The sequence below is a fragment of the Cupriavidus agavae genome (assembly GCF_004217045.1).
Taxonomy (GTDB): Bacteria; Pseudomonadota; Gammaproteobacteria; order Burkholderiales; family Burkholderiaceae; genus Cupriavidus; species Cupriavidus agavae.
Map to the genome: position 1 here is coordinate 349,325 of NZ_SGXM01000002.1, position 26,524 is coordinate 375,848.

General features: G+C 69.4%; 22 protein-coding genes. 17 read left to right on the plus strand and 5 right to left on the minus strand.

The features are described from left to right. The first annotated feature begins 101 nt into the window (after positions 1-101). The 10 genes from EV147_RS12615 to EV147_RS12660 all read left to right on the plus strand — a co-directional run bounded on the left by EV147_RS12615 (position 102) and on the right by EV147_RS12660 (position 12,499). Positions 102-401, plus strand: a complete 300-nt coding sequence (locus tag EV147_RS12615; protein ID WP_130391519.1) for a hypothetical protein — start codon at positions 102-104, stop codon at positions 399-401. After that, the gene (locus tag EV147_RS12620; RefSeq protein WP_130391520.1) at positions 398-2,005 is read left to right on the plus strand and encodes a PepSY-associated TM helix domain-containing protein; all 1,608 of its coding nucleotides are present in this window, start codon (positions 398-400) and stop codon (positions 2,003-2,005) included. The genes EV147_RS12615 and EV147_RS12620 overlap by 4 nt, the downstream gene beginning before the upstream one ends. Continuing rightward, a complete protein-coding gene (locus EV147_RS12625) occupies positions 2,002-2,349 on the plus strand; it encodes a DUF3325 domain-containing protein (protein WP_130391521.1) in 348 nt (115 codons plus the stop codon). Before EV147_RS12620 ends, EV147_RS12625 begins: the two co-directional genes overlap by 4 nt. A gap of 10 nt (positions 2,350-2,359) precedes the next feature. Then, positions 2,360-3,556, plus strand: a complete 1,197-nt coding sequence (locus tag EV147_RS12630) for an efflux RND transporter periplasmic adaptor subunit (RefSeq protein ID WP_130391522.1) — start codon at positions 2,360-2,362, stop codon at positions 3,554-3,556. After that, positions 3,553-5,526: a MacB family efflux pump subunit gene (locus tag EV147_RS12635; protein ID WP_130391523.1), complete on the plus strand. Its 1,974-nt coding sequence runs from the start codon at positions 3,553-3,555 to the stop codon at positions 5,524-5,526. Before EV147_RS12630 ends, EV147_RS12635 begins: the two co-directional genes overlap by 4 nt. A gap of 11 nt (positions 5,527-5,537) precedes the next feature. Next, the gene (locus EV147_RS12640; RefSeq protein WP_130391524.1) at positions 5,538-6,932 is read left to right on the plus strand and encodes an efflux transporter outer membrane subunit; all 1,395 of its coding nucleotides are present in this window, start codon (positions 5,538-5,540) and stop codon (positions 6,930-6,932) included. Between the two features lie 148 nt (positions 6,933-7,080). Further along, entirely contained in the window at positions 7,081-7,599 is a 519-nt protein-coding gene (locus EV147_RS12645) for a sigma-70 family RNA polymerase sigma factor (protein WP_130391525.1), read from the plus strand. Continuing rightward, positions 7,599-8,591, plus strand: a complete 993-nt coding sequence (locus tag EV147_RS12650) for a FecR domain-containing protein (RefSeq protein WP_130391526.1) — start codon at positions 7,599-7,601, stop codon at positions 8,589-8,591. The genes EV147_RS12645 and EV147_RS12650 overlap by 1 nt, the downstream gene beginning before the upstream one ends. A gap of 132 nt (positions 8,592-8,723) precedes the next feature. Next, positions 8,724-11,231 carry a TonB-dependent siderophore receptor gene (locus EV147_RS12655; RefSeq protein WP_130391527.1) on the plus strand — a complete coding sequence of 836 codons (2,508 nt, stop codon included), beginning with the start codon at positions 8,724-8,726 and terminating at the stop codon, positions 11,229-11,231. A gap of 134 nt (positions 11,232-11,365) precedes the next feature. Beyond that, complete coding sequence (locus EV147_RS12660; protein ID WP_130391781.1) at positions 11,366-12,499, plus strand: Fic family protein; 1,134 nt, start codon at positions 11,366-11,368, stop codon at positions 12,497-12,499. A gap of 162 nt (positions 12,500-12,661) precedes the next feature. Here the strand turns inward: EV147_RS12660 and EV147_RS12665 are convergent, their stop codons facing one another. Next, a complete protein-coding gene (locus EV147_RS12665) occupies positions 12,662-13,807 on the minus strand; it encodes a citrate/2-methylcitrate synthase (RefSeq protein WP_130391528.1) in 1,146 nt (381 codons plus the stop codon). Positions 13,808-13,920: 113 nt separating this feature from the next. Here EV147_RS12665 and EV147_RS12670 point away from each other — a divergent pair, with 113 nt between their 5' ends. The 6 genes from EV147_RS12670 (at position 13,921) to EV147_RS12695 (ending at position 20,336) form a co-directional block, all read left to right on the plus strand. Next, positions 13,921-14,874 carry a 2-hydroxyacid dehydrogenase gene (locus EV147_RS12670; protein WP_130391529.1) on the plus strand — a complete coding sequence of 318 codons (954 nt, stop codon included), beginning with the start codon at positions 13,921-13,923 and terminating at the stop codon, positions 14,872-14,874. A gap of 28 nt (positions 14,875-14,902) precedes the next feature. Further along, a complete protein-coding gene (locus EV147_RS12675) occupies positions 14,903-15,589 on the plus strand; it encodes a fumarylacetoacetate hydrolase family protein (protein WP_130391782.1) in 687 nt (228 codons plus the stop codon). A 51-nt stretch (positions 15,590-15,640) separates the two neighbouring features. Continuing rightward, complete coding sequence (locus tag EV147_RS12680) at positions 15,641-16,399, plus strand: SDR family oxidoreductase (RefSeq protein ID WP_130391530.1); 759 nt, start codon at positions 15,641-15,643, stop codon at positions 16,397-16,399. Between the two features lie 62 nt (positions 16,400-16,461). Beyond that, on the plus strand, positions 16,462-17,439 hold the full coding sequence (locus EV147_RS12685; protein ID WP_130391531.1) for a Bug family tripartite tricarboxylate transporter substrate binding protein: 978 nt from the start codon (positions 16,462-16,464) through the stop codon (positions 17,437-17,439). Positions 17,440-17,602: 163 nt separating this feature from the next. Beyond that, positions 17,603-19,735, plus strand: a complete 2,133-nt coding sequence (locus EV147_RS12690) for a LamG-like jellyroll fold domain-containing protein (protein ID WP_130391532.1) — start codon at positions 17,603-17,605, stop codon at positions 19,733-19,735. 106 nt (positions 19,736-19,841) lie between these two features. Further along, complete coding sequence (locus tag EV147_RS12695; RefSeq protein ID WP_130391533.1) at positions 19,842-20,336, plus strand: outer membrane lipoprotein; 495 nt, start codon at positions 19,842-19,844, stop codon at positions 20,334-20,336. A gap of 9 nt (positions 20,337-20,345) precedes the next feature. Here EV147_RS12695 and EV147_RS12700 read toward each other — a convergent pair whose 3' ends face one another. Continuing rightward, on the minus strand, positions 20,346-20,831 hold the full coding sequence (locus EV147_RS12700) for a hypothetical protein (RefSeq protein ID WP_130391534.1): 486 nt from the start codon (positions 20,829-20,831) through the stop codon (positions 20,346-20,348). 133 nt (positions 20,832-20,964) lie between these two features. Here EV147_RS12700 and EV147_RS12705 point away from each other — a divergent pair, with 133 nt between their 5' ends. Next, positions 20,965-22,281: an MFS transporter gene (locus tag EV147_RS12705; RefSeq protein ID WP_130391535.1), complete on the plus strand. Its 1,317-nt coding sequence runs from the start codon at positions 20,965-20,967 to the stop codon at positions 22,279-22,281. 19 nt (positions 22,282-22,300) lie between these two features. On the opposite strand, the gene EV147_RS12710 is transcribed toward EV147_RS12705, so the two are convergent. The 3 genes from EV147_RS12710 to EV147_RS12720 are packed head-to-tail and all read right to left on the minus strand — an operon-like array spanning position 22,301 to position 26,325. Continuing rightward, on the minus strand, positions 22,301-23,230 hold the full coding sequence (locus EV147_RS12710) for a dihydrodipicolinate synthase family protein (protein WP_130391536.1): 930 nt from the start codon (positions 23,228-23,230) through the stop codon (positions 22,301-22,303). A gap of 10 nt (positions 23,231-23,240) precedes the next feature. Then, positions 23,241-24,554: an MFS transporter gene (locus tag EV147_RS12715; protein ID WP_235844712.1), complete on the minus strand. Its 1,314-nt coding sequence runs from the start codon at positions 24,552-24,554 to the stop codon at positions 23,241-23,243. Positions 24,555-24,582: 28 nt separating this feature from the next. After that, positions 24,583-26,325: an IlvD/Edd family dehydratase gene (locus EV147_RS12720; protein WP_130391537.1), complete on the minus strand. Its 1,743-nt coding sequence runs from the start codon at positions 26,323-26,325 to the stop codon at positions 24,583-24,585. Between the last annotated feature and the right edge of the window lie 199 nt (positions 26,326-26,524).

A 26,524-nucleotide genomic window follows, 5' to 3' on the forward strand; every position in this document is an offset into this window, starting at 1 on the left:
GCGGGAAGCGGGTCAGGCGCCACTTTTTTCGCCTGACCGTGGCAGGTTTTGGCATCTCGCGGGTCATGTAGGGTAAGACCCGTCATGTCGACGGGCACCGCATGACCTTCGAGATGCCGCCCCTGCCCGCCCTCCCTGTCCTCTCCCGGCTGCTCGCCGCCATCTTTGGCGGCTATCTGCTGGCTTCGTCGGCCATCGTCGCCTCGGCGATGCTGGCGCCGGACCACCGCGCCAGCGCCGTCATGGCGTCGAGCCTGCTCAGCTATGCGATCTACACGGCCGCCGTGATCTGGACCTTCGCGGCGCGCACCACGCGCGCCGCGTGGCTCGGGCTGCTGGCGCCCGCCGCGCTGCTGCTGATGCTGGCCGGCCTGGCCTGGGCCGCCCGGGGGCTGGCATGACCGGGGGGTTTCGCCAGCGCATGGCGTGGCTGCACACGTGGGTGGGGCTCTGGATGGGCTGGCTGCTGTTCGCGGTCTTCCTGACCGGCGCCCTGAGCGTGTTCTACGAGCCGATCACGCACTGGATGCAGCCCGAGCGGCAGACCGCCGCGCGGCCCGCCGTCGACCCGCAGCGCGCACTGACACACGCCCAGCGCCTGCTGGCGCTGAACGCGGCCGACGCCGCCCAGTGGTCGATCGAACTGCCGGGCGAGGAGGACTACGCCGTCCACCTGCACTATGCCGGGCAGCGCGGCCCGGAGATCCGCATGGACCCCCAGACCGGCGCCCTGCTGCCGCCGGCGCGCGACACTGCCGGCGGGCGCCACTTCATCACGTTCCACTACGAGCTGCACAGCGGCATGGTGGGCGTCTGGATCGTGGCGTTCTTCACGATGGCGCTGCTGGTGGCCATGGTCAGCGGCATCGTCACGCACAAGCGCTTTTTCGCCGATTTCTTCACGTTCCGGCCGCGCAAGGGCCAGCGTTCCTGGCTCGACGCTCACAACGCGCTGGGCGTGCTGGTGCTGCCGTTCCTGTTCGTGATCTCGTATACGGGCCTGGTGATCTGGTGGCCGGACACCATGCCGGCCGGCGTGCGCCTGTTCTACGCCGACCAGCGCGCGCTGTTCGGCGAGCTGGGCGGCGCGCATTTCCGCGAGGCGGCCGGTCCGGCGCCCGCCGCCCGCACGCTGGCCGTGCCGGACCTGCCGGCGATGTACGCCGACGCGCAGGCGCGGCTGGCCCGCGACAGCCATGCCGAAGACCGCATCGACCACGTCACGATCACGCACCCGGGCCGCGCCAATGCGCAAGTCGAGTTCAGCGGCGGGCACAACTACGACGGCATCGACTTCGTGGCCGCCCACCACTACCACTACGACGCCGCCAGCGGTGCATTCCGTTCGGCCGAGTACGACGACGAGATGGTGGGCAGCGGCGACGCGCCGGTGCCGCTCGTGGCCGGGTCGGTGCTGCGCTCGCTGCATCTGGCGCGTTTTGGCGGCGCGATGGTGGACTGGCTCTACTTCGTGTCCGGGCTGGCCGGCGCCGGCGTGATGGCTACCGGCCTGCTGCTGTTCTCGGTCAAGCGCCGCAGCCGCAAGCTTGCCGAGTTCGGCCGGCACAGCGCGCGCGTCTACGCCGGCATCGACCGCCTGAACGTGGCCGCCGTGGCCGGGCTCTGCGTCGCCTGCATCGGCTACCTGTGGGCCAACCGGCTGTTGCCGGTGGCGCTGGACGAACGCCACGAGTGGGAGATCGGCGCCTTCTTTGCGATCTGGGCCGCCACGGCCCTGCACGCGGCGGCGTGTCCGCCAGCGCGGGCCTGGCGCCAGCAGCTGGGCCTGGCCGGGTTGCTCTGCATCGGCCTGCCCCTGCTCAATGCGCTGACCACGCCCTGGCACCTCGGGCGCTACGTCTGGCACGGCGACTGGCGCGCGGCCGGCGTGGAACTGGGCGCGCTGGCCTGTGGCGCCGCGCTGCTGTGGACCACCGCCATCCTGCGGCGCCGGCATGGCGTGGGCGCGCCTGCCGCCGGCATGGCAACCGGAGGCCGCCGATGAGCCCGTCCTCGCTTTACATCCTCAGCGTGCTGTGCGGCGGCGTGGCCGGCATGGTGTGCTTCGCGCTGGCCATGGACCGCCACCACGAGCGCGTCTACGGCGAGGCCCCGCCGGACACCGCCGCCCGCGGGCTGCGGCTCGCCGCGTGGGCCTGCCTGGCCGTGCTGGCCGTGCCCTGCGTGCAGGGCTGGGGCCTGAGCATCGGCGCCATCGTCTGGGTGGGCAGCGTGTCCGTGGGCGCGCTGGCCGCCACCGCGCTGATGACCTGGTGCCCGCGCCTCGTTCCGCTTTCCGGTGCCGTGGCCGCGGCACTCAGTTGTGGCGGATGGCTGTTTGCCGCCTGATCGATCCATCATGCAGAACATTCGACTCCGACACTCCCGTACCATCGTTCGCCTGGCCGCAGGCGCCGCGCTCCTGCTGGTTGCCGCCGGCGCCTTCGCCTGGTGGCAGAACGGCAAGCGTCCCGCCTACGACACCGCCACCATCGCACGCGGCACCGTCACGCAGAGCGTGACCGCCATCGGCACGCTGCATCCGCTCAGCTATGTAGACGTGGGCGCGCAGGTCTCGGGCCAGATCACGCAGCTGCACGTCAAGGTGGGCGACCAGGTCAGCAAGGGCCAGTTGCTGGCCGAGATCGATCCCAGCGTGCCGCGCGCCACCGTGGACGCCGGCCGCGCCGAACTGGCCGGCCTCAAGGCCCAGCTGGCCGAGCAGCAGGCCCAGCACTGGCTGGCCACGCAGCAGGAGACCCGCCAGCGCCGGCTGGCCAGCCACGACGCCACGCGCGAGGAAGACGTGCAGACCGCCACGGCCACGCTGCGCGCCGCCGCCGCCCGGATCGACCGCCTGCGCGCCCAGATCGACCAGACCCAGTCGACGCTGAACGGCGATATCGCGCGGCTGGGCTACACGCGGATCTATGCGCCGATGTCGGGCACGGTGGTCACGCTGGAAGCCCGCCTGGGCCAGACGCTGAACGCCACCTACCAGACGCCCACGCTGCTGCGCGTGGCCGACCTGTCGACCATGACGGTCTGGACCGAGGTGTCCGAGGCCGACGTGCGCCGCGTGCGGCCCGGCATGCGGGCGCGCTTCAACACGCTCGGCGCCAGCACGCGCAAGTGGGAGAGCAAGGTGCGCCAGGTGTTGCCGGCCCCACCGCTGGCCGCCACGCCGGCGGCCGCGTCGCAGACCTCCCAGCCGGCCACGCCGGCCAGCAAGGTGGTGCTCTATACCGCGCTCTTTGACGTGGACAACGCCGACGATGCGCTGATGCCGCAGATGACCGCGCAGGTCTCGTTCGTGGTGGACGAGGCGCGCGACGTGCCCGTGGCGCCGATGGTGGCGCTGCGCCCGGTTACCGGCACCACCGACACGTTCACGGCGCGCGTGATCGATGACGCCGGCCGCACGCAGGAGCGCACCGTGCGCGTGGGCGTGCGCGACCGCCTGCACGCGCAGGTGCTCGATGGCCTGCGCGAGGGCGACCGCATCGTGGTGCGCGAGCGCCAGCCCGACGACGACATGCCGGGATTCCGCCTGTGAGCGCCGCTACTCCGCTGCTGTCGCTGCGCGGCCTCCGCAAGCAGTACGGCGGGCACGACGGCGCGCCCGCCACCGAGGTGCTGCGCGGCGTCTCGCTCGATATCGCAGCCGGCGAGTTCGTGGCCATCGTGGGCAGCTCGGGCTCGGGCAAGTCCACGCTGATGCACCTGCTGGGCTGCCTGGACCGCCCCACGTCCGGCACCTACCACGTGGCCGGGCGCGACGTGGCCGCGCTGGGCGCCGACGAACTGGCCTGGCTGCGCCGCGAGGCGTTCGGCTTCGTGTTCCAGGGCTACCACCTGATCGCCACCGAATCGGCGCGCGAGAACGTGGAGATTCCCGCGCTCTACGCCGGCACCCCGGCGCCGGAGCGCGAGTCGCGCGCCACGGCGCTGCTGGAGCGGCTGGGGCTGGGCCAGCGCCTCGACCACCGGCCGGGCCAGTTGTCCGGCGGGCAGCAGCAGCGCGTGTCGATTGCGCGCGCGCTGATGAACGGCGGGCGCATCATCCTGGCCGACGAACCCACCGGCGCGCTCGATTCGCACAGCAGCGCCGAGGTGATGCAGTTGCTGGTGGAACTGGCCGATGCGGGCCACACCGTGATCCTGATCACCCACGACCGCGACATCGCCGCACGGGCGCGCCGCGTGATCGAGATCCGCGACGGCCAGATCATTGCCGATACCGGCACCGCGCCGGTGTCGGAGGCCGCCCGGCGCGCCACGCACGCCTGGCCGCCGCTGTTCGGCGCCCGGGGCCACGGCGGGGACCGCTTCACCGGCCTGGCCGGCGACCTGCGCGAAGCCCTGCGCGCGGCCTGGCGCGTGCTCTGGATCAACCCGTTCCGCACCGGGCTGACGCTGCTCGGCATCATCATCGGCGTGGCGTCGGTGATCGTGATGCTGGCGGCCGGCAGCGGCTCGCAGTTCCAGGTCATGAAGAAGATGGCCGTGTTCGGCGCCAACAAGATGTACGTGGCCGCCACGCCGGTCACCAGCCGCGACCGCACGGGGCCGCTGTCCCTGGCCGATGTGGAGACCATGCGCGAGCTGCCCAACGTGGAGGTGGCGATGCCGTACCTGGAAGGCTTCGTGATCTCCCGGCGCGGCAACGTGGACCACCGCACCGAGGTGGGCGGCGTGACGACCGACTTCGAGGTGGCGCTGGACTGGCCGCTGGCCGAGGGCGTGTTCTTCGACGCCGAGGACGAGCGCACGCTGGCCAAGGTGGCGATCATCGGCAAGCGCGTGCGCACGGCGCTGTTCGAGGACGGCACCGACCCGGTGGGCCAGACCATCCTGCTCGACAGCGTGCCGTTCCAGGTGATTGGCGTGCTGGCCGAAAAGGGCGCGCTGGCCGGCAACGCCGACGAGGACGACCGCGTGGTGGTGCCCTACTCCACCGCCAGCGCGCGGCTGTTCGGCACGCCGTACCCGACCTGGGTGGCGGTGGCGATCCGCAGGCTCCAGCAGGCCCGCCAGACCGAGAACGCGATCATCGACGCCATGGCGGTGCAGCGCGGCCAGCGCGACGTACGCGTCTACAACCGCGCCGAATCGATCCGCGCCAGCGCCGAGACCGAGCGCACCATGACGATGATGCTGGGCCTGATCGCCGCGATCTCGCTGCTGGTGGGCGGCATCGGCGTGATGAACGTGATGCTGATGACGGTGCGCGAACGCACCCGCGAGATCGGCATCCGCATGGCCACCGGTGCACGCCAGCGCGACATCCTGCGCCAGTTCATGACCGAGGCCGTGGTGGTTTCGGTGATCGGCGGCGTGGCCGGCATGGTGGGCGGTGTGCTGGTGGCCGTGGCGCTGCGCCTGGCCGGCATTCCGGCCATCCTCTCCCTGACCGCCATCGTGGGCGCCTTCGGCTGCGCCGTGGCCACGGGCCTGGTGTTCGGCTACATGCCGGCCCGCAACGCCGCGCGGCTCGACCCCGTGCAGGCCCTCAACAGCGATTGAGATTGACTCCGATGTTCCTGCGCAAACCCGCGGCCCTGACCGCGCTCCTGCTGGCCCTGGGCGGCTGCGCCACCCAGCCGACCGAACCCGCGCCGTTGCCCGTGGCGCTGCCCGACGCCTGGCGCTTTGCCGCCGCGGGCGGGCGCGATGCGCTCAGCGCGGCCTGGTGGCAGTCGATCGGCAGTGCCGAACTCGATGGCTTCGTGGGGCAGGCGCTGGCCGACAACCCCGGGCTGGCCGCCGCCGAAGCGCGCCTGCGCCAGGCGCGCGCCGGGGTGGTGATTGCCGCCGCGCCGCTGTGGCCCGAACTGAACGCCGAGGCCGGCGCGCAGCGCAACTACTACCGCGCCGACACCGTGGGCACCACGGCCAACAGCTTCCGGCTCGGGCTCGCGGCCAGCTACGAGGTGGACCTGTGGGGCGGCGTGCGCGCGGGCCGCACCGCCGCGCTCGACACGTGGCGCGCCAGCGGCTTCGACCGCGACGCCACCCATCTGGCGCTGACCAGCGAGGTGGCGCTGGCATGGCTGCAGACCGCCAGCCTGCGCGAGCGCGTGCAGATCGCCCGGCGGCTGACCGAGAACGCGCGGCGCGTGCTGGGCGTGGTCGAGGCGCGCCGCGCGGCGGGCCAGGCCACGCTGCTCGAACTCGCGCAGCAACGCGGCTTCGTGGCCCGCCAGGCGCGCGCCGAGGCGCTGCTGCGCCAGCGCGCCAACGACAGCCTGGTGGCACTGGCCACGCTGCTGGGCCAGCCGGTGGCCAACATCGGGATGCAGACTGCCTCGCTTGACGGCCTGCAAGTGCCGCTCGTCTCGGCCGGCCTGCCCGCCGCGCTGATGGCGCGCCGGCCCGACCTCGCCGCCGCCGAGGCGCGGCTCGCCGCCGCCCGCGCCGATATCGCCGTGGCACGCGCGCTGATGCTGCCGCGCCTGACGCTGAACGCCAGCGTGTCCGGTTCGGCGGAGCGTCCGCGCCTGATGTTCGACCAGCCGGCCTACGCGCTGGCGGCCGGACTGCTGGCGCCGGTCTTCAACGCCGGCCGGCTGGCAGCCGGCAGGGATCAGGCCGAGGCCCGCCGCGAGGAACTGCTGGCCGACTACCGGGCGGCCATCGTGGCGGCCACGGCCGACGTGGAGCTGGCGCTCAACACGATCGACGGCGTGGCTGCGCAGCGCGTGAAGCAGGACGAGGAACTGCGCGAGGCACAACGCGCCTTCGTGCTGGCCGAGCACCGCTACCGCGCCGGGGCCGAGACGCTGCTGACCATGCTCGACGCCCAGCGCACACTGCACGACGCCGAGGACGCGCAGGCCACGCTGCGGCTCTCGGCGCTGCAGGCCGTGGTGCTGCTCTACAAGGCGCTCGGCGGCGGCTGGCAGCGCCCCGCCGGCGACGCGGCGGCATGACCCTGACGCCGGCAGGGATGCCCGGAAAACCTGTCACGTACGTGCGACACCATGCCAAAGCCGCTTGTGGCATTGGCCCCGATGCCATTAAAATGCAAATCATTCTCAATTACGACAGGCGCCTGACGCCGGTAACGTTACGTGCGCCATGGCCCTGGCTGACCTCGGCACCGCATCCGCGGGGCAAGCTTTCACCACGATCTATCGGGCTCACCACAACTGGCTGGTGAACCTGCTGTGGCGCAAGCTCGGCAATATCGACAATGCGGCAGACCTGGCGCAGGACACCTTCGCACGGCTGCTGCACGCCGACGACGCCGCCGCGCTGCGCGAGCCGCGCGCCTACCTGACCACGGTATCGAGCCGCCTCGCCGCGCATCACTTCCGGCGCCTGGCGCTGGAACGCAGCTATCTGGAAGCGCTGGCGCTCCAGCCCGAAGCCACCTCCCCGTCACCCGAAACCCGCGCGCTCGTGCTCGAAGCGCTGACGGCGGTCAGTTGCGTGCTCGACCGCCTGCCGCCGCGCACGCGCGAAGCGTTCCTGATGTCCCAGCTCGATGGCCTGACCTACCGCGAGATCGCCGAAGCACTCGGCGTGACGGTCAACGTGGTGCAGAAGGCCATGGGCAAGGCGTTCGAGCACTGCTACCACGCGGTGTACGGCTGATGAACGCCCCGGCGCCCTCGGTCATCGCGCAGGCCGCGCACTGGATGGCCGTGCTGCAATCGGGCGAGGCATCGTCCGCCGACCACGACGCGTGCGCCCGCTGGCGCGCCGCCGATGCCGCCCACGAACTGGCCTGGCAACGCATGGCCGGCCTGGGCGACCAGTTGCGCAACGGCCTGAGCCAGGTGCCGCCGGCCATGGCCCGCCATGCGCTCGGCAGCGTCAAGGCGCAGGCTTCGCGCCGCCAGGCCATGAAGACGCTGGCCGGACTCGGCACGCTGGCCGTGACCGGTGCCGGCGCATGGGTCATGGCCGACCCGCTGCCGTTCGGCCAGATGACGGCCGACCACGCCACGCGGCCCGGCGAGCGCCGCACGATCGCGCTGCCCGACGGCACGCGCGTCACGCTCAACACCGCCACGGCCGTCGATGTGCGCTTCGGCGCCACGCTGCGGCAACTGTTGCTGCGCGAAGGGGAGATCGAGATCGTGACCGCGCCCGACCCGCGCGGGCGGCCGTTCGAGGTGGCCACGCGGCTGGGCCGTATCGCGCCGCTCGGCACGCGCTTCACGGTGCGCGACGTGGCACAGGACGCCGGGCAGTCCCATGACAACGCGGTACTCGTCGCCGTCAGCGAAGGCGCCGTAGCAATTTCTCCAAAACTTGGTGGCAACACGTTGCGGCTGCCCGCCGGCGCGCAGACGCGCTTCACGGCGACCGCCGTGGAGTCGCCCGTGGCGATCGATCCGGCCCAGGCGGCGTGGCTCGACGGCATGCTCGTTGCCAGCGACATGCCGCTGCCCCGCTTCCTCGCGGAACTGGGCCGCTACCGCCGGGGCGTACTGCGCTGCGATCCGGTGCTCGCGCAGCTCAGCGTGTCCGGCGCGTTTCCGCTGCAGGACACCGACGCGGTGCTCGCGCTGCTGCAGGAAGCGCTGCCGGTACGCACCCGCAGCCTGACGCGCTACTGGGTCACGGTGCTGCCGCGCTGAGGCGTTCCACCCCTCCCAACATTCTTTTCGATTTTTTCGGCAGGTTTCTCCGGCTCGCGGGTCAAGTACATAGCGACCTCTCAGCGGAGCCACGCGGGTCGCCCACACCCAAACACAGAGGAACACTGCATCATGCTTCATCGACTTCCCGGTCACGGACTTGCGCGCAAGCCGATCGTGCGCGCCCTGCAGGCCGCGCTGCTGGCCATGCCCGTGGGCGTTGCCGTCCTGCCCGCCGTGGCCATGGCCCAGGGCACGGCAGCCAGCGCGCGCCAGTACGCCATCGAGGCCGGTCCGCTCGACAAGACGCTGACACGCTTCGGCCGGGAAGCCGGCATCCTGATCGCCGTCGATCCCACGCTCACGCAGGGCCTGCAAAGCACGGGCCTGCAGGGCAGCTATACGGTGGAGGCGGGCCTGTCGGCGCTGCTGGCCGGGCACCGGCTCGAAGCCGTGCACGGCGCCAGCGGTGGCTATCGCCTGCGCCGCACCGAGACGGCCAGCGGCGTGGCGGCGGCCGACGATGCCGGCGCCGGCAGTGGCGAAGGCGGCGTGATGCTGGCGCCCGTGACGGTCAGCGCCGCTGGCCTGCGCGACGGCGTGACCGATGGCACGGGCTCGTACACCAGCGATTATTCGAGCACCGCCACCCGGCTCGGCCTCTCGCCGCGCGAGACGCCGCAGTCGATCAGCATCATCACGAGCCAGCAGATGCAGGACCAGGGCCTGACGCAACTGGCCGACGTGGTCAAGCAGACGCCGGGCCTGACCATCAGCCAGAGCGGCAACCTGGGCTCCGATTCGAGCCCGATCTATTCGCGCGGCTTTGCCGTGGAGAACTACCAGATCGACGGCGTGCCGCAGTTGAACAGCAACTACAACTCGCTGTTCCAATCCGCCGACATGGCCATCTACGACCACGTGGAAGTGGTGCGGGGCGCCACCGGCCTGATGAACGGGCTCGGCTCGCCGGCCGCCACGATCAACCTCGTGCGCAAGAAGCCGACCCCGGGGTTCCAGGCGTCGGCCAGCGTGGAAGGCGGTTCGTGGGACTACCGCCGCGCCGAGGCCGACGTCTCCACGCCGTTCAACAAGTCCGGCACGGTACGCGGCCGCTTCGTGGCGGCCTACCAGGAGAACAACAGCTATATCGAGCGCCTGCACGAGCGCCGCGAGATCTTCTACGGCGTGGTGGAGGCCGACCTCACGCCGCGTACGCTGGCAACCGTGGGCTTCTCGTGGCAGAGCTTCGACCTGACCGGCCATGCCCGCTCCGGCCTGCCGCTGTTCTTCGCCGATGGCGGCACCACCAGCTGGGCCCGCTCGAAATCGGCCGGCGCGGACTGGGCCTATTCGTACCGCGCCAACCAGACGTTCTTCGGCTCGCTCGAACACCGCTTCACCAACGGCTGGAAGATCAAGGGCACGCTGAGCCACGACCGCAATACGTTCGACGAAGTGCTCGGCTATGCCGGCGGCGGCTACCCGAACCGCGCCACGGGCGCCGGCGTGAACCTGTGGGCCTCGCGCTGGATGGGCAAGCCCGAGCAGACCTCGCTCGACCTCTACGCCACCGGCCCGTTCCAGCTGTTCGGCCGCACCCATGAACTGGTGGTGGGCACCACGCTGGCCCGCACCGTGTTCGACGCCCCGACCTTCGGCGCCTGGTCGTTCGACGGCTGGAACAGCTCGGTGCCGAACATCTACACCTGGGACGGCCGCACCCCGGCGGCCCCGTACAACCCGCAGCAAGGCAACTACGACTTCTTCGAGCAGACCGTCAGCGCCTACGCCACCGCACGGCTGCGCCCGACCGATTCGCTTTCGGTGCTGCTGGGCACGCGGATCACGAGCTGGAAGAACGACACCACCCAGTCGTACCTGGACGGCTCGGCCTCGGAGAACAGCAACCGCGCCGAACGCGGCAAGATCACGCCGTACGTGGGCATCGTCTACGACATCAGCAAGAACTTCTCGGCGTACGCCAGCTACACGAGCATCTTCAAGCCGCAGTCGAACCGCGACGTCAGCGGCGCCTTCCTCGACCCGCTGGTTGGCAACGGCTACGAAGCGGGCACCAAGGCCAGCTTCTTCGACGGCGCGCTGAACGCCAGCGCCGCCGTGTACCTGGTGAAGCAGGACAACCTCGCCGTGGCCATCCCGGGCATGCTGGCCCCCGATGGCTCGCAGGCCTACTACGGCGCGTCGGGCGCCAAGACCAAGGGCTTCGAAGTGGAGATGTCGGGCCAGCTCGCCACCAACTGGCAGGCCAGCGCCGGCTTCTCGCGCAACGTCTCGTCGGACCGCGACGGCAAGCCGCTGAACACCACCGTGCCCGAAGACACCTTCAAGCTGTTCACCACCTACCGCATCGCCGCAATCGGCAACGGCCTGACCGTGGGCGGCGGCCTGCGCTGGCAGAGCCGCATCTACGCCGAGAACCAGGGCCCGCAGCGCGTGCGCTTCACCCAGGGCAGCTACACCATCGTCGACCTGATGGCCCGCTACCCGATCACCAGGAAGGTGGCCGTGACGCTGAACCTCTACAACCTGTTCGACAAGACGTACTACACGAGCACCGGCTCGGCGTTCTACGGCGCCCCGAGGTCGTTCCGGCTGGGGGTGACGGCGAGTTATTGATATGGACCTAAAAGTGCCGCATGAGTATCTTTGAACGCTGTTTTGAAGGCTTGCGGTGATTGATGGCGCTATTCACCGCGGATTTTGCGGTGAATAGCTTGTGGCTTGCGGAGATTAGCGGCCATAATCTCCGCATGAAATACGGCGATTACACCTACATCTGGCAGGCGCAGGACTGGCCGGCCTGGCAATACGACCTTGCCGCGCTGGCCCTGCCACTGGCTGAAGTCAGCCGCGCACAGGGCGAGTTGGCCGGCCGGCTGGAAGATGTCGGCATGCTGCTGCGCCATCAGGCCAGCCTGGCGGCGCTGACCGACGATGTCGTGAAGTCCAGCGAGATCGAGGGCGAACAACTGAACGTCGCATCGGTGCGGTCGTCGATCGCACGCCGGCTCGGCGTCGATATCGGTGCGCTGGCACCGGTCGACCGCCATGTGGAAGGGGTGGTCGACATGGTGCTCGATGCCACGGCGGGCTTCAAGAAGCCGGTCACGCAGCAGCGGCTGTGCGGCTGGCATGCGGCACTGTTTCCTACGGGCTACTCGGGCCTGTCGAAGATCCGGGTCGCCAACTGGCGCGACGACGCGACTGGCGCCATGCAGGTGGTATCGGGACCGATCGGCCGCCAGCATGTTCACTTCGAGGCCCCCCCTGCGGATCGGCTCGACCGGGAAATGCGCCGCTTCATCGAGTGGGTGGAATCGCCTGCGACGGAGCCGCCGCTGATCCGCGCTGGCCTTGCGCACCTCTGGTTCGTGACCATCCACCCGTTCGACGACGGCAACGGCCGGATGGCCCGTGCTATCGGCGATCTGATGCTGGCCCGGGCTGACAACTCTCCGCAACGTTTCTACAGCCTCTCCGCGCAGATCCAGCGCGAACGCAAGGCCTATTACGAGATCCTTGAACGGACCCAGAAAGGTTCGATGGACGTGACCGGCTGGCTGAACTGGTTCCTCGTCGCGCTGCACGCGGCCGTCGGCCAGGCACAGTTGACGCTGGACGCCGTGCTGGCCAAGGCCCGTTTCTGGCGGCAGTGGACACTGCTGCCGCTGAACGTGCGGCAAGTGAAGGTATTGAACCGACAGCTGGACGGCTTCGAGGGCAAGCTGACCAGCAGCAAGTGGGCGGCCATCGCCAAGTGCTCCGCCGACACCGCGTTGCGCGACATCAATGACCTGCTCGCACGGGGCGTCCTGCGAAAAACGGAGGGGGGTGGCCGGAGCACGAGCTACGAGCTGGCCGAACCGCCGGCGGCCGAGGTCTGACCGCACAGGCCGGCGCAAGACGATATGAGACGTTTGAGCTAGAAATCAGTGGTTTTCTAGCTCAAACGTCTCAATTTCCGGGATGCCGCCGCGCGGTTTGACCCGCTCGCCCTCACTCCCGGACCCTCTCCCGCAGGCCGGAGAGGGAAGAAAGACGCGCGGTTAGCTGGTGCGCTCCGGCATCGGCCCTACGTACCGCCCCCTCGGGCGGATCACCTGCCCCACTCCCAGTTGTTCCAGGCTGTGCGCCAGCAGGCCGACGCTGCGGGCCGTGGCGAACAGGCCGAAGGCGGCATCGGCGGGCAGGCCGTAGTGGGTGACCAGCGCGGCCAGCGCGACGTCGACATTGGGTTGGAGGCCGGTCAGGCCGCTGGCTTTCTCGATGAAGCGGGCGATGGTTTCGGGCAGTTCGATGCGCGCGAGCAGCGCCGTTGCGCGGGGGTCGCCGTCGGGGTAGAGGTGGTGGCCGAAGCCGGCCAGCGGCACGCCGGTGGACAGGTGGTGCGCCAGCACCTGGTCTTCGCCCTCGCGCTCCACCTGGTCGAACAGCGCCTTGACGCGGCCGGAGGCGTCGCCGTGCAGCGGGCCGGACAGCGTGGTCATGCCCGACAGCAGGCAGGCCGGCAGCGAGGCCCCGGTGGACGCGGCGATACGCGCGGCGAACGCCGAACTGGTCAGTTCGTGGTCGACCAGCAGCACCATCGCGGTCCGTAGTAATTCGGCCACCGGCGCCGGCTGCTTCCAGCCCTGCGCGAACCGCAGGTGCAGCGGCTTGCCACCCGGCGCCGCGCCAAACGCGTTGGCGATCTTGCCGACCAGCCCCTGCGCTTCCTGATGCAGCACGCGCGTCATGCGTCCGTGCGTGGAGTGCCCCGTGGCGGCCAGCGCGCCAAGCATCGTGAACGCGGCCACGCGCCCCGGCGCCGTGATCCGCTCCGCGCAAGAGAAATCCGGCGCCTGCTCGGCATTCCAGAGCAGCTGCGCCACGTCCTCCACGCTGGCCGAGCCGGCCAGTTCCACCGCATCCTTGCCCCGGTAGTAGAGCCGCTCGCGCACGAACGTGGACAGCGCGGTGGGAATGCTCGGCTCGGCGCCGAACAGCGTGTTGGTGGCCAGCGTCTCGTGCTTGCGTCCGGCCTGCTTGCGGCGGGCCAGGCTGGCCACATCCTCGGCCCGGTAGAGACTGCGGCGCGTGTCGGAAGGATCGGACATCACTTCGAGCTTGCCGCGGCTGACGTAGGCGTAGATGGTCTGCGGCCGTACGCCAAGCCGGCTGCACACCTCATCCATCGTGATCCAGGAACCCATGAAAACCCCACCCGAGAAAAAGTTATGTTGATTTTATAGATCAATATTGCACTGTCAATCAAGTAGTACCTACCATGTCAATCAATGTGCAACGCCACCGGACGAACACGGACATGAAACCTCAGGTACTCCAGCTCAACCCCATCCTCATCCCCGCCGCCAACGAGCAACTGGCCGCGCTGTACACGGTGCACAAGTACTTCGAGATCGCCGATCAGGCCGCATGGCTGCGCGAGCACGGCGGCGCCATCGAGGCGGTGATCACGGGCGGCCACACCGGCATCTCGCGCGCCATGCTCGAACAGTTGCCGGCGCTGAAGGTGGTGGCCGTGAACGGCGTGGGCACCGATGCGGTGGATACCGCGTACTGCCGCGAGCGCGGCCTGCCGGTGACGGCCACGCTGGGCGCGCTGACCGAGGACGTGGCGGATCTCGCCATCGGGCTGCTGATTGCCGCGTGCCGCAATATCGCCGCCGGCGACCGCTTCGTGCGCGACGGTCAGTGGGAACTGCATCCGCAGCCGAGCGCAATTCCGCTGGCGCGCCGCTTCAGCGGCATGCGCGTGGGCATCGTCGGCATGGGCCGGGTGGGCCGCGCCGTGGCCACGCGCGCCGCCGCGTTCGGCTGCCCGATCCGCTACACCGACCTGCGCGCCATGGACGACGTGCCGCATGAATTCGTGGCCGACCTGCGCGACCTGGCCCGTGCCAGCGATGCGCTGGTGCTGTGCGCCGCCGCCGACAAGGCCGAAGGCATCGTCGATGCTGCCGTGCTCGACGCGCTGGGCCCGCAGGGCTTCCTGGTCAACGTGGCGCGTGGCCGGCTGGTCAACGAGCCCGATCTCGTTGCCGCCATCGAAGCGGGCCGCATTGCCGGCGCGGGCCTCGACGTGTTCGTGGACGAGCCGCGCGTGCCGCAGGCCCTGCGCGGCTCCGACCGCACCACGCTGCAGGCCCACCGTGCCAGTGCCACCTGGGAGACACGCGGCGCAATGGCCCAGATGGTGCTCGACAGCGTGGCGCAGGCGCTGGCGGGCGAGCGTCCGGCCATGAGCCTGACCACCTGAGCCGAACGTGCCACTGGCCACATCCACCATGACGGACTTCGTGCTTCCGCCCCCCGCGCAGCCCTGGCTGCCCGTTGCCGAGAGCAGCGCCCGCTTTCCGCTGGCCCGCGTGTTCTGCATCGGCCGCAACTACCGCTGGCAGCCTGGCGAGCCCGCACCCACCGAGATGCCGGCCTGGTTCATGAAGCCGGCCACCGCCGTGGTGCCGGCAGTCGGCGCGCTGCCGTATCCGCTGGGCACGGCATCGTTCTGCCACGAGGTGGAACTGGTGGTCGCCATCGGCCGCGGCGGACACGATATCGATCCGGCGCGCGTGGAAGCCGAGCACGTCTGGGGCTACGCCGTGGGGCTGGACATGACCCGGCGCGACCTGCAACTGGCCGCCAAGCAGGTGGGCGGCCCGTGGGAGCCGGCCAAGGCGTTCGACGCTTCCGCGCCGTGCACGCCGATCGTGCCGGCCAGCGTCTGCGGCCATCCGCGCGAACGGACCATCCGCCTGGCGGTGAATGGCGTCGAGCGCCAGCGCGGCGACCTGTCGGGCCTGCTGTGGAGCGTGCCCGAACTGGTGGCGATGCTGTCGCGCTCGGTGACGCTGCTGCCGGGCGACCTCGTCTTTACCGGCACGCCGGCCGGCGTGGCCGCGCTGGAGCCGGGCGACACCGTCACCGCCAGCATCCCCGGCATTGGCGACCTGGCGATGACGGTGGGCCATTGACCGATCCGACGAACCACGCAAGCAACTGAGAACAAACCGAGGAGACACCCCGTGACCACATCCCGAAAGATCGCGCTCGTGACCGGCGCCGGCAGCGGCGTGGGCCGGCTGACCGCGCTGGCCCTGCTTGAAGACGGCTGGACCGTCGTGCTGGCCGGGCGCCGCGCCGAGCCGCTGCAGGCACTGGTGGCCGAAGCCGCCACGCGCGGCCAGACCGCGATGGCCGTGCCCGCCGACGTGACCAACCCCGAGAGCGTGCAGGCGCTGTTCGACACCATCGAACGCGAGTTCGGCCGGCTCGACATGGTCTTCAACAACGCCGGCGTCAACGCGCCGGCCGTGCCGATCGACGAACTGCCACTGGAAAAGTGGTTCAGCGTGATCGACACCAACGTGACCGGCGTGTTCCTGTGCGCCCGGGCCGCCTTTGGCCTGATGCGCCGCCAGTCGCCCCAGGGGGGCCGCATCATCAACAACGGCTCGATCTCGGCGCACGTGCCGCGCCCGTTCACGTCGCCCTACACGGCCAGCAAGCATGCGGTGAGCGGCATCACCAAGGCGCTGGCGCTCGACGGGCGCGCCTACAACATCGTGGCCAGCCAGATCGACATCGGCAACGCGCTGACCGAGCTGTCCGAGCGCATGACGCGCGGCGTGCTGCAGGCCAACGGCACCACGGCGCCGGAGCCGATGATGGACGCGCGCCACGTGGCCAACGCGGTGCGGCACATGGCGTCGCTGCCGCTCGACGCCAACGTGCTGACGATGACCGTGATGGCGAGCCACATGCCCTTTGTCGGACGCGGCTAAGCCCGCCCGGCCCCTTTTTCCAGAGTTGACAGAAGTTGACCAGAACGCAATTGGAGACAACGATGCGAATCATCCCCCTCATCAAGACCCTGGCCATTCCGGCCGCCCTGTGCATGGTGGCCGGCGTGGCGTCGGCGCAAGGCAACTACCCGGCGCGCCCCGTGACGATCATCGTGCCCGCGCCGGCCGGCGGCGGCATCGACCTGATCGCCCGCGTGGTGGGCGAGAAGCTCTCGACCAAGCTCGGCCAGCCGTTCATCGTGGATAACCGCCCGGGCGCGTCGAACAACCTCGGCACGGCGCTGCTGGCCAACGCCAAGCCTGACGGGTACACGATCGGCATCGTCGGCGGCAGCCACAACATCAACAAGTTCCTGTTCAAGAACCTGGGCTGGGACCCGCAGAAGAGCTTCGAGCCGATCGTCTACACGCACGAGATTCCGCTGGTGTTCGCGGTCTATTCGAAGGTGCCCGCCAAGACGCTGCCGGAGCTGGTCACGTGGATGAAGGCCAATCCGGGCGAGGCCAAGGTGGCCACGTCGGGCCGCGGCAGCGCGCAGGAGATGGCCGCCGAGATGTTCCACATGGTCAGCGGCGCGCCGACGCTGCTGGTGCCGTACAAGGGCTCCGCCGCCGCGCACCCCGATCTCGTGGCGGGCCGCACGGTGCTCTACATCGACACGGTCAGCGCCATCCAGGAACAGGTCAAGGCCGGCCACGTCCGCGCCGTGGCCGTCTCCACGCGCAACCGCTCGAAGGCGCTGCCGAACGTGCCCACCGCCGACGAACAGGGCCTCAAGGGCTACGACGCCAACACCAACGGCGGCTTCCTCGCCCCGGCCGGCACGCCCAAGGAGATCGTGGCGAAGCTGAACGCCGAGATCAACGCGGCGCTGAAACTGCCCGAGGTGCGCGCCAAGCTCGAAGCGGCCGGCATCGAGGTGCAGGGCGGCACGCCGCAGCAGTACGCCACCCTGATCCAGTCGGACCTGAACAAGTGGGGCAAGGTGGTCAAGGAGGCGAATATCCAGCCTGAGTAAGCGGGCTGCTCGCTGATGGTGTTCTCCCCTCTCCCGCGCCGCGGGAGAGGGGAACCGCAAGCGGAAAACGCTCCCGCAACCAACTCGTCACATTTCGATCAACACCCTGTCACGGACGGCGCCCACAATCACGGGCTTTTCGTGGGTCAACAGGGAAGTTGAAATGCAAAGCAAGACACCGGGCAAGCCGCAAGCCGCCATCGATACCGTAAAGCTGGAGGGCATTCCAGACCGTCAGCGCCGCCTGCTGCTGAGAGCGGGCCTGGGCGTGTCACTCGGCGGCACCTCGGCCCTGCTCGCCGCATGCGGCGGCGGTGACGATGCCGCGCCGGGCACGCCGGCGGCGACGCCGGGCACCGGTACGGGCACCACCCCGGGCACCACGCCCTCGGGCAAGGTATCGAGCTTCGCGCTGGCCGTGCTGCCCGATACGCAGTTCTATTCGCGCTACGCCACCAACGCCGAGAACCTGCAGTTCCAGCGCAAGTACGGCTCCACGCCGTTCCTCGCCCAGACCAAGTGGATCGCGCAGAATGCGTCCAGCCTGCGCATCCCGTTCACGATCCACCTCGGTGACGTGGTGGACCAGCAGGGGCAGCAGGCCCAGTGGGACATTGCCGGCGAAGCCATGAAGGTGCTGGAAGACGCGCGTGCGCCCTACTCGATCCTGGCCGGCAACCATGACGTGATTTCCGACGTGGACTACGTCAACGCCGGCAGCCAGGCATCGAACACCGACGCCCAGCGCAACCTGGCCAGCGAGCCGTACCTCAAGAAATTCCCCACCACGCGCGCGCAGGCGCAGGCCACCTTCGGCGGCCGCGATCCGTCGGGCTTCCACGAGTTCCACTTCTTCGAGGTGGACGGCAACCGCTTCATGGTGCTGTCGATGTCGTGGCGCGCCTCCGACGCCGCCATCGCCTGGGCGCGCAGCGTGCTCAAGCGCTACCCCAAGGTGCCGGTCATCCTCTCGACCCACCAGCTGCTCAATATCGGCCCGGACGGCGTCAGCCCGCTGGAAGTGCCGTACGGCCTGATGCTGTGGGAAAAGCTGATCCGGGACAACGACCAGATCTTCATGACGCTGAACGGCCACTACCACGGCGCCGCGCATCTGACCAAGACCAACGACTTCGGCAACGCCGTCGAGGAAATGGTGGTCGATTACCAGATGGCCTACATGGGCGGCAACGGCCTGATGCGCCTGTACGAGTTCGACCTGACCCACAACAAGATCAAGATCATCTCGTTCTCGCCGTGGGTGCCGCAGAAGCCCACCGAGGCGCTCAACGAGTTCGACGTGGCGGTGCTGACCGACAAGAACCAGCAGTTCGAGATCGACTTCGACTTCCGCAAGCGCTTCGCGCGCTTCAACCCCGATTTCGCGATCCCCACGGCCGGCAACGACCCGATCAACGACCGCGCCAAGGCCGCCATCCTGGCCAACTACACCGAGCCCAGCGTGGCCGACAAGAAGGCCGCCGCCGACACCAACGACTACCCGCAGGTGGCATCCACCGTGGCGCACTGGCGCTTCTTCGGCGGCGCCGATGGCGCGGCGGTGCCGGTGGGCCAGGTGATCGACGACGTGACCGGCGCCAACCCGCTCTCGCGCGAGGCGCTGGCCAACGGCGGCGCCGCCCAGCTGGGCGACGTGACGTGGTCGAACGACCACCACTACCTGTCGGCCGCGCCGGGCAGCGTGAAGTTCGCCAACTCGGTGAATAATCCGAAGCGCATGAGCTTCTTCGCCACCGATACCACGGCCGCGCTGAACGCGATGACGTTCGACAACGGCTACACGGTCGAGGCATTCATCAAGGTGCCGGCGTCGTGGACGGCGGGCAACAACGCCTGGATGAACATCATGGAGCGCGAGGGCCAGCGCAGCGCGGTCACCGGCTTCGGCAGCGGCGACGGCAGCGAAAGCACGCTGATCTTCGCCATCTCCAGCCTGCGCGAAGTGCAGTGGGAAGTCACGCCGAGCACGGCCGGCACCAAGAACCCGGCCGCGAACTGGTCTGGCGAGATCATCGCCGACAAGTGGGTCCACGTAGCCGTGGTGAACACCCCGGCGAACAACGAGACCGTGATGTACGTGGAAGGTGCGCCGGTGCTGCGCAACGCGTCGAACACGCGCGGCATCGCGGCGGTCAGCGCGGCGAGCCGCTTCCTGGTGGGCGGCGGCGTCTACGGCAACGTGCCGTCGAACGGCTTCCTCGGCCAGATCGGCGAAGTGCGCATTTGCACGGAACCGCTGGCGTCCGACAAGTGGCTGACGGCGCGCCGCGCGTAAGCGGGGCCTGACCCGGCGGACGCGCAAAAGCCCGGCAATCCGGCAAGGGGCGGCCAGCCGTCCGCCGTAGAGTGGCTCCAGTCAAACATCCGGACTGGAGCCACTCATGCTTTCCACCACCCGCCGCACCGTTCATTTCCCGCTGGCTGCCATGCTGCTGGCCAGCACGCTGCTGGCCGCCGGCTGCGCCGATTTTGCGCCGCCGGGCAGCGTCTACAGTGCCGGGCAGACCTCGCTGCCCGAAACCGTGACCATGGCCACGGTCGAGCGCGTGCGCGCGGTGCAGATCGACGACAGCAGCCAGGGTTCCAGCCTGGTAGGTGAGCTGGGCGGTGGCCTGCTGGGCGCCGTGGCGGGCAGCGCGATCGGCCATGGCCATGGTTCGTTGCTGGCGGGCGTGGCCGGTGGCCTGGCCGGCGGGCTGGCGGGACACGAGATCGAATCGCACGTGGAGCGCCATCCCGGCTACGAAATCACGGTGCGGCTGCCTGACGGCAGGCTGCAGGCAATCACGCAGCCGGCCTCCGAGGGCAGCTTCTACCCGGGCCAGCGCGTGCAGCTGCTGTGGTCAGAGGACGGCAAGGTGCGCGTCACGGCCTGACCGGCGCGGTCAGACCTTCAGCGAAGCGAACAGGATCAGCGCGGCGATTGGCGACGAGACAAGCGAGATCACCGCGCTCTGCTTGAGGGTGGCCTTGAGCATCACGACGAATCCCAGCGAGAAGGCGACGAAGGTCACCAGCCAGGTCAGCAGCGTAGAGATGCCCGACATCGAGCCGCCGGTCAGCTTGCCCATCGCCGCCGCCGCAATGGCGTTGAACAGCAGCGCCACGAATACCGCCTTGAGCGCCTCGGTCACGGTGGGGTCCTCGCCGGTCACCATGCGGGCCACCACCTTGACCACGAAACCGATCACCACGGTGACCACCACGATGGCGATCGTGGCCTTGAGCGGCAGCGTCATGGCCATGAACAGGAATGCGGCAACCAGCAGCAGGATAGCGACCATTGTCAGCGGATAGTGGAGGATGGCGGGCAGGAAAGTAGCACGCGCCCGGCCATGGTGCACGCGCGCCGAAGGGGGGTGTGCCGCCACGACACACCCTGCGGCGGGAGGGATGCGGCCTCAGGCTGGCCCCAGGCGGGCCTTGTCCGCGCCGGCCACCCGGCCGTGGCGGCCTACGGTTAGAATGTCCGCCTGCCGTGACAACCTGACAGGCCGCCGCCAAATGTCGACTTCGCTGATGGGCCTCGACCAGGCCATTGAAACCGCCGGTGTGGGCAAGTTCCAGCGCCGCCTTTTCGTCATTTTCGGGCTGGTGTGGGCGGCCGATGCGATGCAGGTGCTGTCCATCGGCTTCAGCGCCCCGTCGATCGCCAGGACGTTCGGCATCACCGTGCCGCAGGCACTCCAGACCGGGACGTTCTTCTTCATCGGCATGCTGGTCGGCGCATTCGCATTCGGGCGCCTGGCCGACCGCTTCGGACGCCGGCCCGCGCTGCTGCTGGCGGTCTGCATCGATGCGGCCTGCGGCGTGGCCTCGGCCTTCGCCCCGGATTTCACATGGCTGCTGGCCTTGCGCCTGCTGACCGGCATCGGCGTGGGCGGCACGCTGCCCGTGGACTACACGATGATGGCCGAATTCCTGCCGAAAGACCGGCGCGGCCGCTGGCTGGTGCTGCTGGAGACCTTCTGGGCGCTGGGCACGATCTGCCTCGCGCTGCTGGCGCTGGCCGCCGCCGACCATGGCAACGACGCCTGGCGCATCATCTTCTTCGCCACCGGCGTTCCCGCGCTGATCGGCATCGTGCTGCGGATGTATGTGCCTGAGTCGCCGCTGTTCCTCAACCGCAGCGGGCAATCGGACAAGGCGCGGCAGGTGCTCGAACGCGTGGCACGGGAGAACGGCCGGCAGGTCAGCATCCCGCCACTGCAGGCCGATACCGCCGCCAGGCAATCGGTCTTCTCGCTGTTCACCGCCACGCTGCGCCGCCGGACCATCGCGCTCGCGCTGGCCTGGCTGCTGATCTCCATCGCGTACTACGGTGTCTTCGTCTACCTGCCGATCCGCCTCGGCACGCAGGGCTTCGCCTTCATGCGGGGGCAGGTCTTCCTGGTGGTGCTGGCACTGGCCCAGTTGCCCGGCTACGCGCTGGCCGCGTATGGCGTGGAGCGGTGGGGCCGCAAGCCCACGCTGATCGGCTTCCTGCTGTTGAGCGCGCTGGGCTGCCTGCTGTACAGCCTGGGTACCTCGCCCGTCGTGGTGGTGGGGTCCACGCTGCTGATGAGCTTTGCGCTGCTCGGCACCTGGGGCGGGCTGTATGCGTTCACGCCCGAGGTGTTTCCCACCAGCCTGCGCGCCACGGGCATGGGCACGGCCGGCGCTGTCGCACGGTTCGGCGGGCTGTTCGCGCCGTCGATCATCGCCCCGGTCATGGCCACGCACTTCACGCTGGCGCTGGCCATGATCTCGGCGATGCTGCTGGCCGCCGCCGTTGCGGTAGCTGCCGTCAACGTCGAGTCGCGCAATCGGGCGCTCGACTGAGCGCGCTTGCGGCCCGGGGTCAACCGCCCCAGCGCAGCACCATCGGATCGAGCCGGCGCGCGATGGCGATCAGCTCCCTGCGGGTGTCGGGGTGCATGGGCGGCATCGGGTGGCGCGGCGCCTCGCACGCAATCACGCCGCCTTCCTTCATCAGCGCCTTGGCCGTCAGGATGCCGCCCTGCCGGTTCTCGTGGTTGATCAGCGGCAGCCAGCGCTGGTAAAGCGCGAAGGCCAGCTCGGCGTCGCCGTCAGCGTGGGCGGTCAGGATCGGACGGATGCCGTCCGGAAATCCGCCGCCGGTCATCGCGCCCGTGGCACCGGCCTCCAGGTCGGCCAGCAGCGTGATCGCCTCCTCGCCGTCCCATGGCCCCTCCACCGCATCGCCGCCGAGGCGGATCAGCTCGCGCAGCTTGTTCGCCGCCCCCGGCGTCTCGATCTTGAAGTACGACACCTGCTCGATCTCGCGGGCCATGCGCGCCAGGAACGGCGCCGACAGCACGGTGCCGCTGGCCGGCGCGTCCTGGATCATGATCGGGATATCGATGGCATCCGAGAGCCGCGCGTAGAACTCGTAGATGCCGGCCTCGGGCACCCGGAACGTGGCGCCGTGATACGGCGGCATCACCATCACCATCGCCGCGCCCAGGCGCTGGGCCTGCAGGCTGCGCTCGATGCAGACGCGCGTGCCGTAGTGCGTGGTGGTGACGATCACCGGCACGCGGCCCGCCACGTGTTCGAGCACGGTGCGCGTCAGCACCTCGCGCTCGTCGTCGGTGACGGCAAACTGCTCCGAGAAGTTGGCCAGGATGCAGAGCCCGTCGGACCCCGCCTCGATCATGAAATCGACCGCGCGCTTCTGGCTGTCGAGGTCCAGCTCGCCGGCCTCGTCGAAGGTGGTGGGCACCACCGGGAAGATGCCGCGATAGCGCGGGTTCTGCAGGTTGGGCATGGCAGGTCCTTCAGGTGGCTGTGCGCGGCGCGGCTTCGACGGCGGAGCGGGGCTCCAGCGCGGCGCGCACCACAAAGGTCATGACGACCGCGAACACCAGCATCGCGGCCAGGAAGTAGAGCCCGGCGGCCAGGCTGCCGGTGGCGTCCTTGATCACGCCGATGCCGAACGGGCCCAGGTAGCCGCCCAGATTGGCCAGCGAGTTGATCGTGGCAATGCCAACCGCCGCACTGGCGCCGGTCAGGAACTGACCCGGCAGTGCCCACACCACGGCCTGGATCGAATAGATCGAGAAGGCCGTCAGGCAGATGAACAGGAACTGCAGCGCCGGCGTCTGCACCCAGGCGCTGGCCGCCATCGTCACCGCCGCCGCGGCCGACACCACCACGATGTGCCAGTAGCGCTCGCCCTTGCGGTCGGAGTGGCGCGGCACCAGGTAGAGGCCAACCACCGCGAACAGGTAGGGAATCGCCGACAGCCACCCCGTGGCCACGTCGCTCACGCCAAACTGCTTGATGATCGTGGGCAGCCACAGCGACAGGCCGTAGATGCTGAGCGGGAACGGCAGGAACAGCAGCGACAGCAGCAGCACGCGCTTGTCCTTGAGCGCGGCCAGCGGATTGCCGTGCGATTTCAGCGCGAAAGTCTTCTGGTCGGCCGCCAGTTCGCGCTCGATCCAGGCCCGGTCACCGGCGGCCAGCCACTTGGCATCGGCCGGCGATTCCGGAATCAGCCGCAGCGTGGGAATGCACAGCAGCACCGCCGGCAGCCCGCTGATGACGAACAGCGTCTGCCAGTTCGACAGCCCGAACAGGCCCGGAGTGGACAGGATCCAGCCGGCAATCGGGCCGGTGATGATCAGCGCGATCGGCTGCGCCAGCACCAGCAGGCCGATGATGCGGGCGCGGTGCCGCATCGGGAACCACTTGGTCAGGAAGTAGAGGATGCCCGGGTACAGGCCGGCCTCGGCCGCGCCCAGCAGGAAGCGCAGCACGTAGAACGTGGTGGCGTTGTGGATCAGCGCCATCAGCATCGTGATCACGCCCCACGTGAACAGGATGCGCGCGAACCAGCGCCGGGCGCCAAAACGCTCCAGCGCCAGGTTGCTCGGCACCTCGCACAGGAAGTAGCCGATGAAGAACAGCCCCGCGCCAAGGCCGTAGGCCGCGTCGCTGATGCCGGCCGCCGCGTTCATGTGCAGCTTGGCGAAACCCACGACCGAGCGGTCGATGTAGGCCACCACGTAGATCAGTGCCAGGAACGGTATCAGCTTGCGCGTCAGCATCGCAATGATGCGTGACTCTTCCGATTGACTGTTCATCATTGTCTCCTCGTCTTGTGTTTATGGTTGTTCAGTGCGAGTGGCGCGGCACGTCGGCGCCACGGCAGCCCACCAGGAAATCGAGATCGCAGCCCTCGTCCGCCTGCAGCACGTGCTTCACGTAGAGCCGCTGGTAGCCGCCCTGCCCGGCCCGGCCATCGGGGCCCGGCGGCTGGAACCCTTCCATGCGGTCCGCCAGTTCCTCCTGCGGGATATCGAGGTGCAGCGTGCCGGCGTCGCAGTCCAGTTCGATCCAGTCGCCGTCGCGCACGGCCGCCAGCGGGCCGCCGGCCGCCGCTTCGGGGGCCACGTGCAGCACCACCGTGCCATAGGCCGTGCCGCTCATGCGCGCGTCCGAGATGCGCACCATGTCCTTGACGCCCTGGCGCAGCAGCTTGGGCGGCAGGCCCATGTTGCCGACCTCGGCCATGCCGGGGTAGCCCTTGGGGCCGCAGTTCTTCATCACCAGGATCGAGTCGGCATCGACGTCGAGCGATTCGTCGACAATGCGCGCCTTGTAGTGCTCCAGGTTCTCGAACACCACCGCGCGTCCGCGGTGCCTGAGCAGTTCCGGCGTGGCGGCCGAGGGCTTCAGTACTGCGCCGCGCGGCGCCAGGTTGCCGCGCAGCACGCGGATGCCGCCATCGGCGATCAGCGGCTGGTCCAGCGGGCGGATCACCTCGTCATTGAAGTTGGGCGCCTCGCGCACGTTATCCCACAGCGAGCGGCCGTTCACGGTCAGCGCGTCGGGATGCGGCAGCAGGTTGGCCTCCCCGAGGCGGCGCAGTACCGCTGGCAGCCCGCCTGCGTAATAGAACTCTTCCATCAGGAAGCGGCCGGACGGCTGCAGGTCGACGATGGTCGGCGTATCGCGGCCGATGCGGGTCCAGTCTTCCAGTTCCAGCGGCACGCCCATGCGCCCGGCGATGGCCTTCAGGTGGATCACGGCATTGGTGGAGCCGCCGATGGCCGCGTTGGTGCGGATCGCGTTCTCGAACGCCTCGCGCGTCAGCACCTTCGACAGGCACAGGCCGTCAAGCGCCATCTCCACGATGCGGATGCCGGACATGTGCGCCAGCACGTAGCGGCGCGCGTCCACGGCCGGGATCGCGGCATTGTGCGGCAGCGTCACACCCAGCGCCTCGGCCATGCAGGCCATGGTGGACGCGGTGCCCATCGTGTTGCAGGTGCCGGCCGAACGGGACATGCCGGCTTCGGCCGACAGGAAGTGGTGCAGGTCGATCTCGCCGGCCTTGAGCGATTCGTGCAGTTGCCAGACGGCCGTGCCCGAGCCGATGTCCTTGCCATCGAGCTTGCCGTTGAGCATCGGCCCGCCGCTCACGACGATGGCCGGCACATCGCAACTGGCCGCGCCCATCAGCAGCGCGGGCGTGGTCTTGTCGCAGCCCGCCAGCAGCACCACGGCATCCACCGGGTTGCCGCGAATGGCTTCTTCCACGTCCATCGCCGCCAGGTTGCGCGTGAGCATCGCCGTGGGACGCAGGTTCGATTCGCCGCTGGAAAACACCGGGAATTCCACCGGGAAGCCGCCGGCCTCGTAGACGCCGCGCTTCACGTGCTCGGCGATCTTGCGGAAATGGGCATTGCAGGGCGTCAGTTCCGACCACGTGTTGCAGATGCCGATGATCGGGCGGCCATCGAACTCGTGGTTGGGGATACCCTGGTTCTTCATCCAGCTTCGGTACATGAAGCCGTTCTTGTCGGCGGTGCCGAACCAGTGGGCAGAGCGGAGCTTGGGTTTCGAATCCGGCATGGGGGTTCCTGAATACGGCGGACGCATGCGGGCGGGCGCGGCCCGGAGGCTGGCGCCGGCATGGCATCGGGTGGGCAGTTGAGGGTGTCTCCTGACTGCGGCGCGCCGGTGGCGCGGGCGATTTTTCTTGTCGACTGAGCGGCAGTCTACGCACCTATCGGATATGCTTCCAATGAAAAAACGCGTCCCTGCGATATCG

Bases quoted from the DNA above. Each gene is read 5' to 3' on its own strand.
- EV147_RS12710 (WP_130391536.1), bottom strand. From the start codon at position 23,230: ATGCCCAACCTGCAGAACCCGCGCTATCGCGGCATCTTCCCGGTGGTG.
- EV147_RS12705 (WP_130391535.1), top strand. From the start codon at position 20,965: ATGTCGACTTCGCTGATGGGCCTCGACCAGGCCATTGAAACCGCCGGT.
- EV147_RS12695 (WP_130391533.1), top strand. From the start codon at position 19,842: ATGCTTTCCACCACCCGCCGCACCGTTCATTTCCCGCTGGCTGCCATG.
- EV147_RS12685 (WP_130391531.1), top strand. From the start codon at position 16,462: ATGCGAATCATCCCCCTCATCAAGACCCTGGCCATTCCGGCCGCCCTG.
- EV147_RS12655 (WP_130391527.1), top strand. From the start codon at position 8,724: ATGCTTCATCGACTTCCCGGTCACGGACTTGCGCGCAAGCCGATCGTG.
- EV147_RS12665 (WP_130391528.1), bottom strand. From the start codon at position 13,807: ATGGGTTCCTGGATCACGATGGATGAGGTGTGCAGCCGGCTTGGCGTA.
- EV147_RS12715 (WP_235844712.1), bottom strand. From the start codon at position 24,554: ATGATGAACAGTCAATCGGAAGAGTCACGCATCATTGCGATGCTGACG.
- EV147_RS12645 (WP_130391525.1), top strand. From the start codon at position 7,081: ATGGCCCTGGCTGACCTCGGCACCGCATCCGCGGGGCAAGCTTTCACC.
- EV147_RS12630 (WP_130391522.1), top strand. From the start codon at position 2,360: ATGCAGAACATTCGACTCCGACACTCCCGTACCATCGTTCGCCTGGCC.
- EV147_RS12720 (WP_130391537.1), bottom strand. From the start codon at position 26,325: ATGCCGGATTCGAAACCCAAGCTCCGCTCTGCCCACTGGTTCGGCACC.
- EV147_RS12650 (WP_130391526.1), top strand. From the start codon at position 7,599: ATGAACGCCCCGGCGCCCTCGGTCATCGCGCAGGCCGCGCACTGGATG.
- EV147_RS12660 (WP_130391781.1), top strand. From the start codon at position 11,366: ATGAAATACGGCGATTACACCTACATCTGGCAGGCGCAGGACTGGCCG.
- EV147_RS12620 (WP_130391520.1), top strand. From the start codon at position 398: ATGACCGGGGGGTTTCGCCAGCGCATGGCGTGGCTGCACACGTGGGTG.
- EV147_RS12615 (WP_130391519.1), top strand. From the start codon at position 102: ATGACCTTCGAGATGCCGCCCCTGCCCGCCCTCCCTGTCCTCTCCCGG.
- EV147_RS12690 (WP_130391532.1), top strand. From the start codon at position 17,603: ATGCAAAGCAAGACACCGGGCAAGCCGCAAGCCGCCATCGATACCGTA.
- EV147_RS12675 (WP_130391782.1), top strand. From the start codon at position 14,903: ATGACGGACTTCGTGCTTCCGCCCCCCGCGCAGCCCTGGCTGCCCGTT.
- EV147_RS12670 (WP_130391529.1), top strand. From the start codon at position 13,921: ATGAAACCTCAGGTACTCCAGCTCAACCCCATCCTCATCCCCGCCGCC.
- EV147_RS12625 (WP_130391521.1), top strand. From the start codon at position 2,002: ATGAGCCCGTCCTCGCTTTACATCCTCAGCGTGCTGTGCGGCGGCGTG.
- EV147_RS12640 (WP_130391524.1), top strand. From the start codon at position 5,538: ATGTTCCTGCGCAAACCCGCGGCCCTGACCGCGCTCCTGCTGGCCCTG.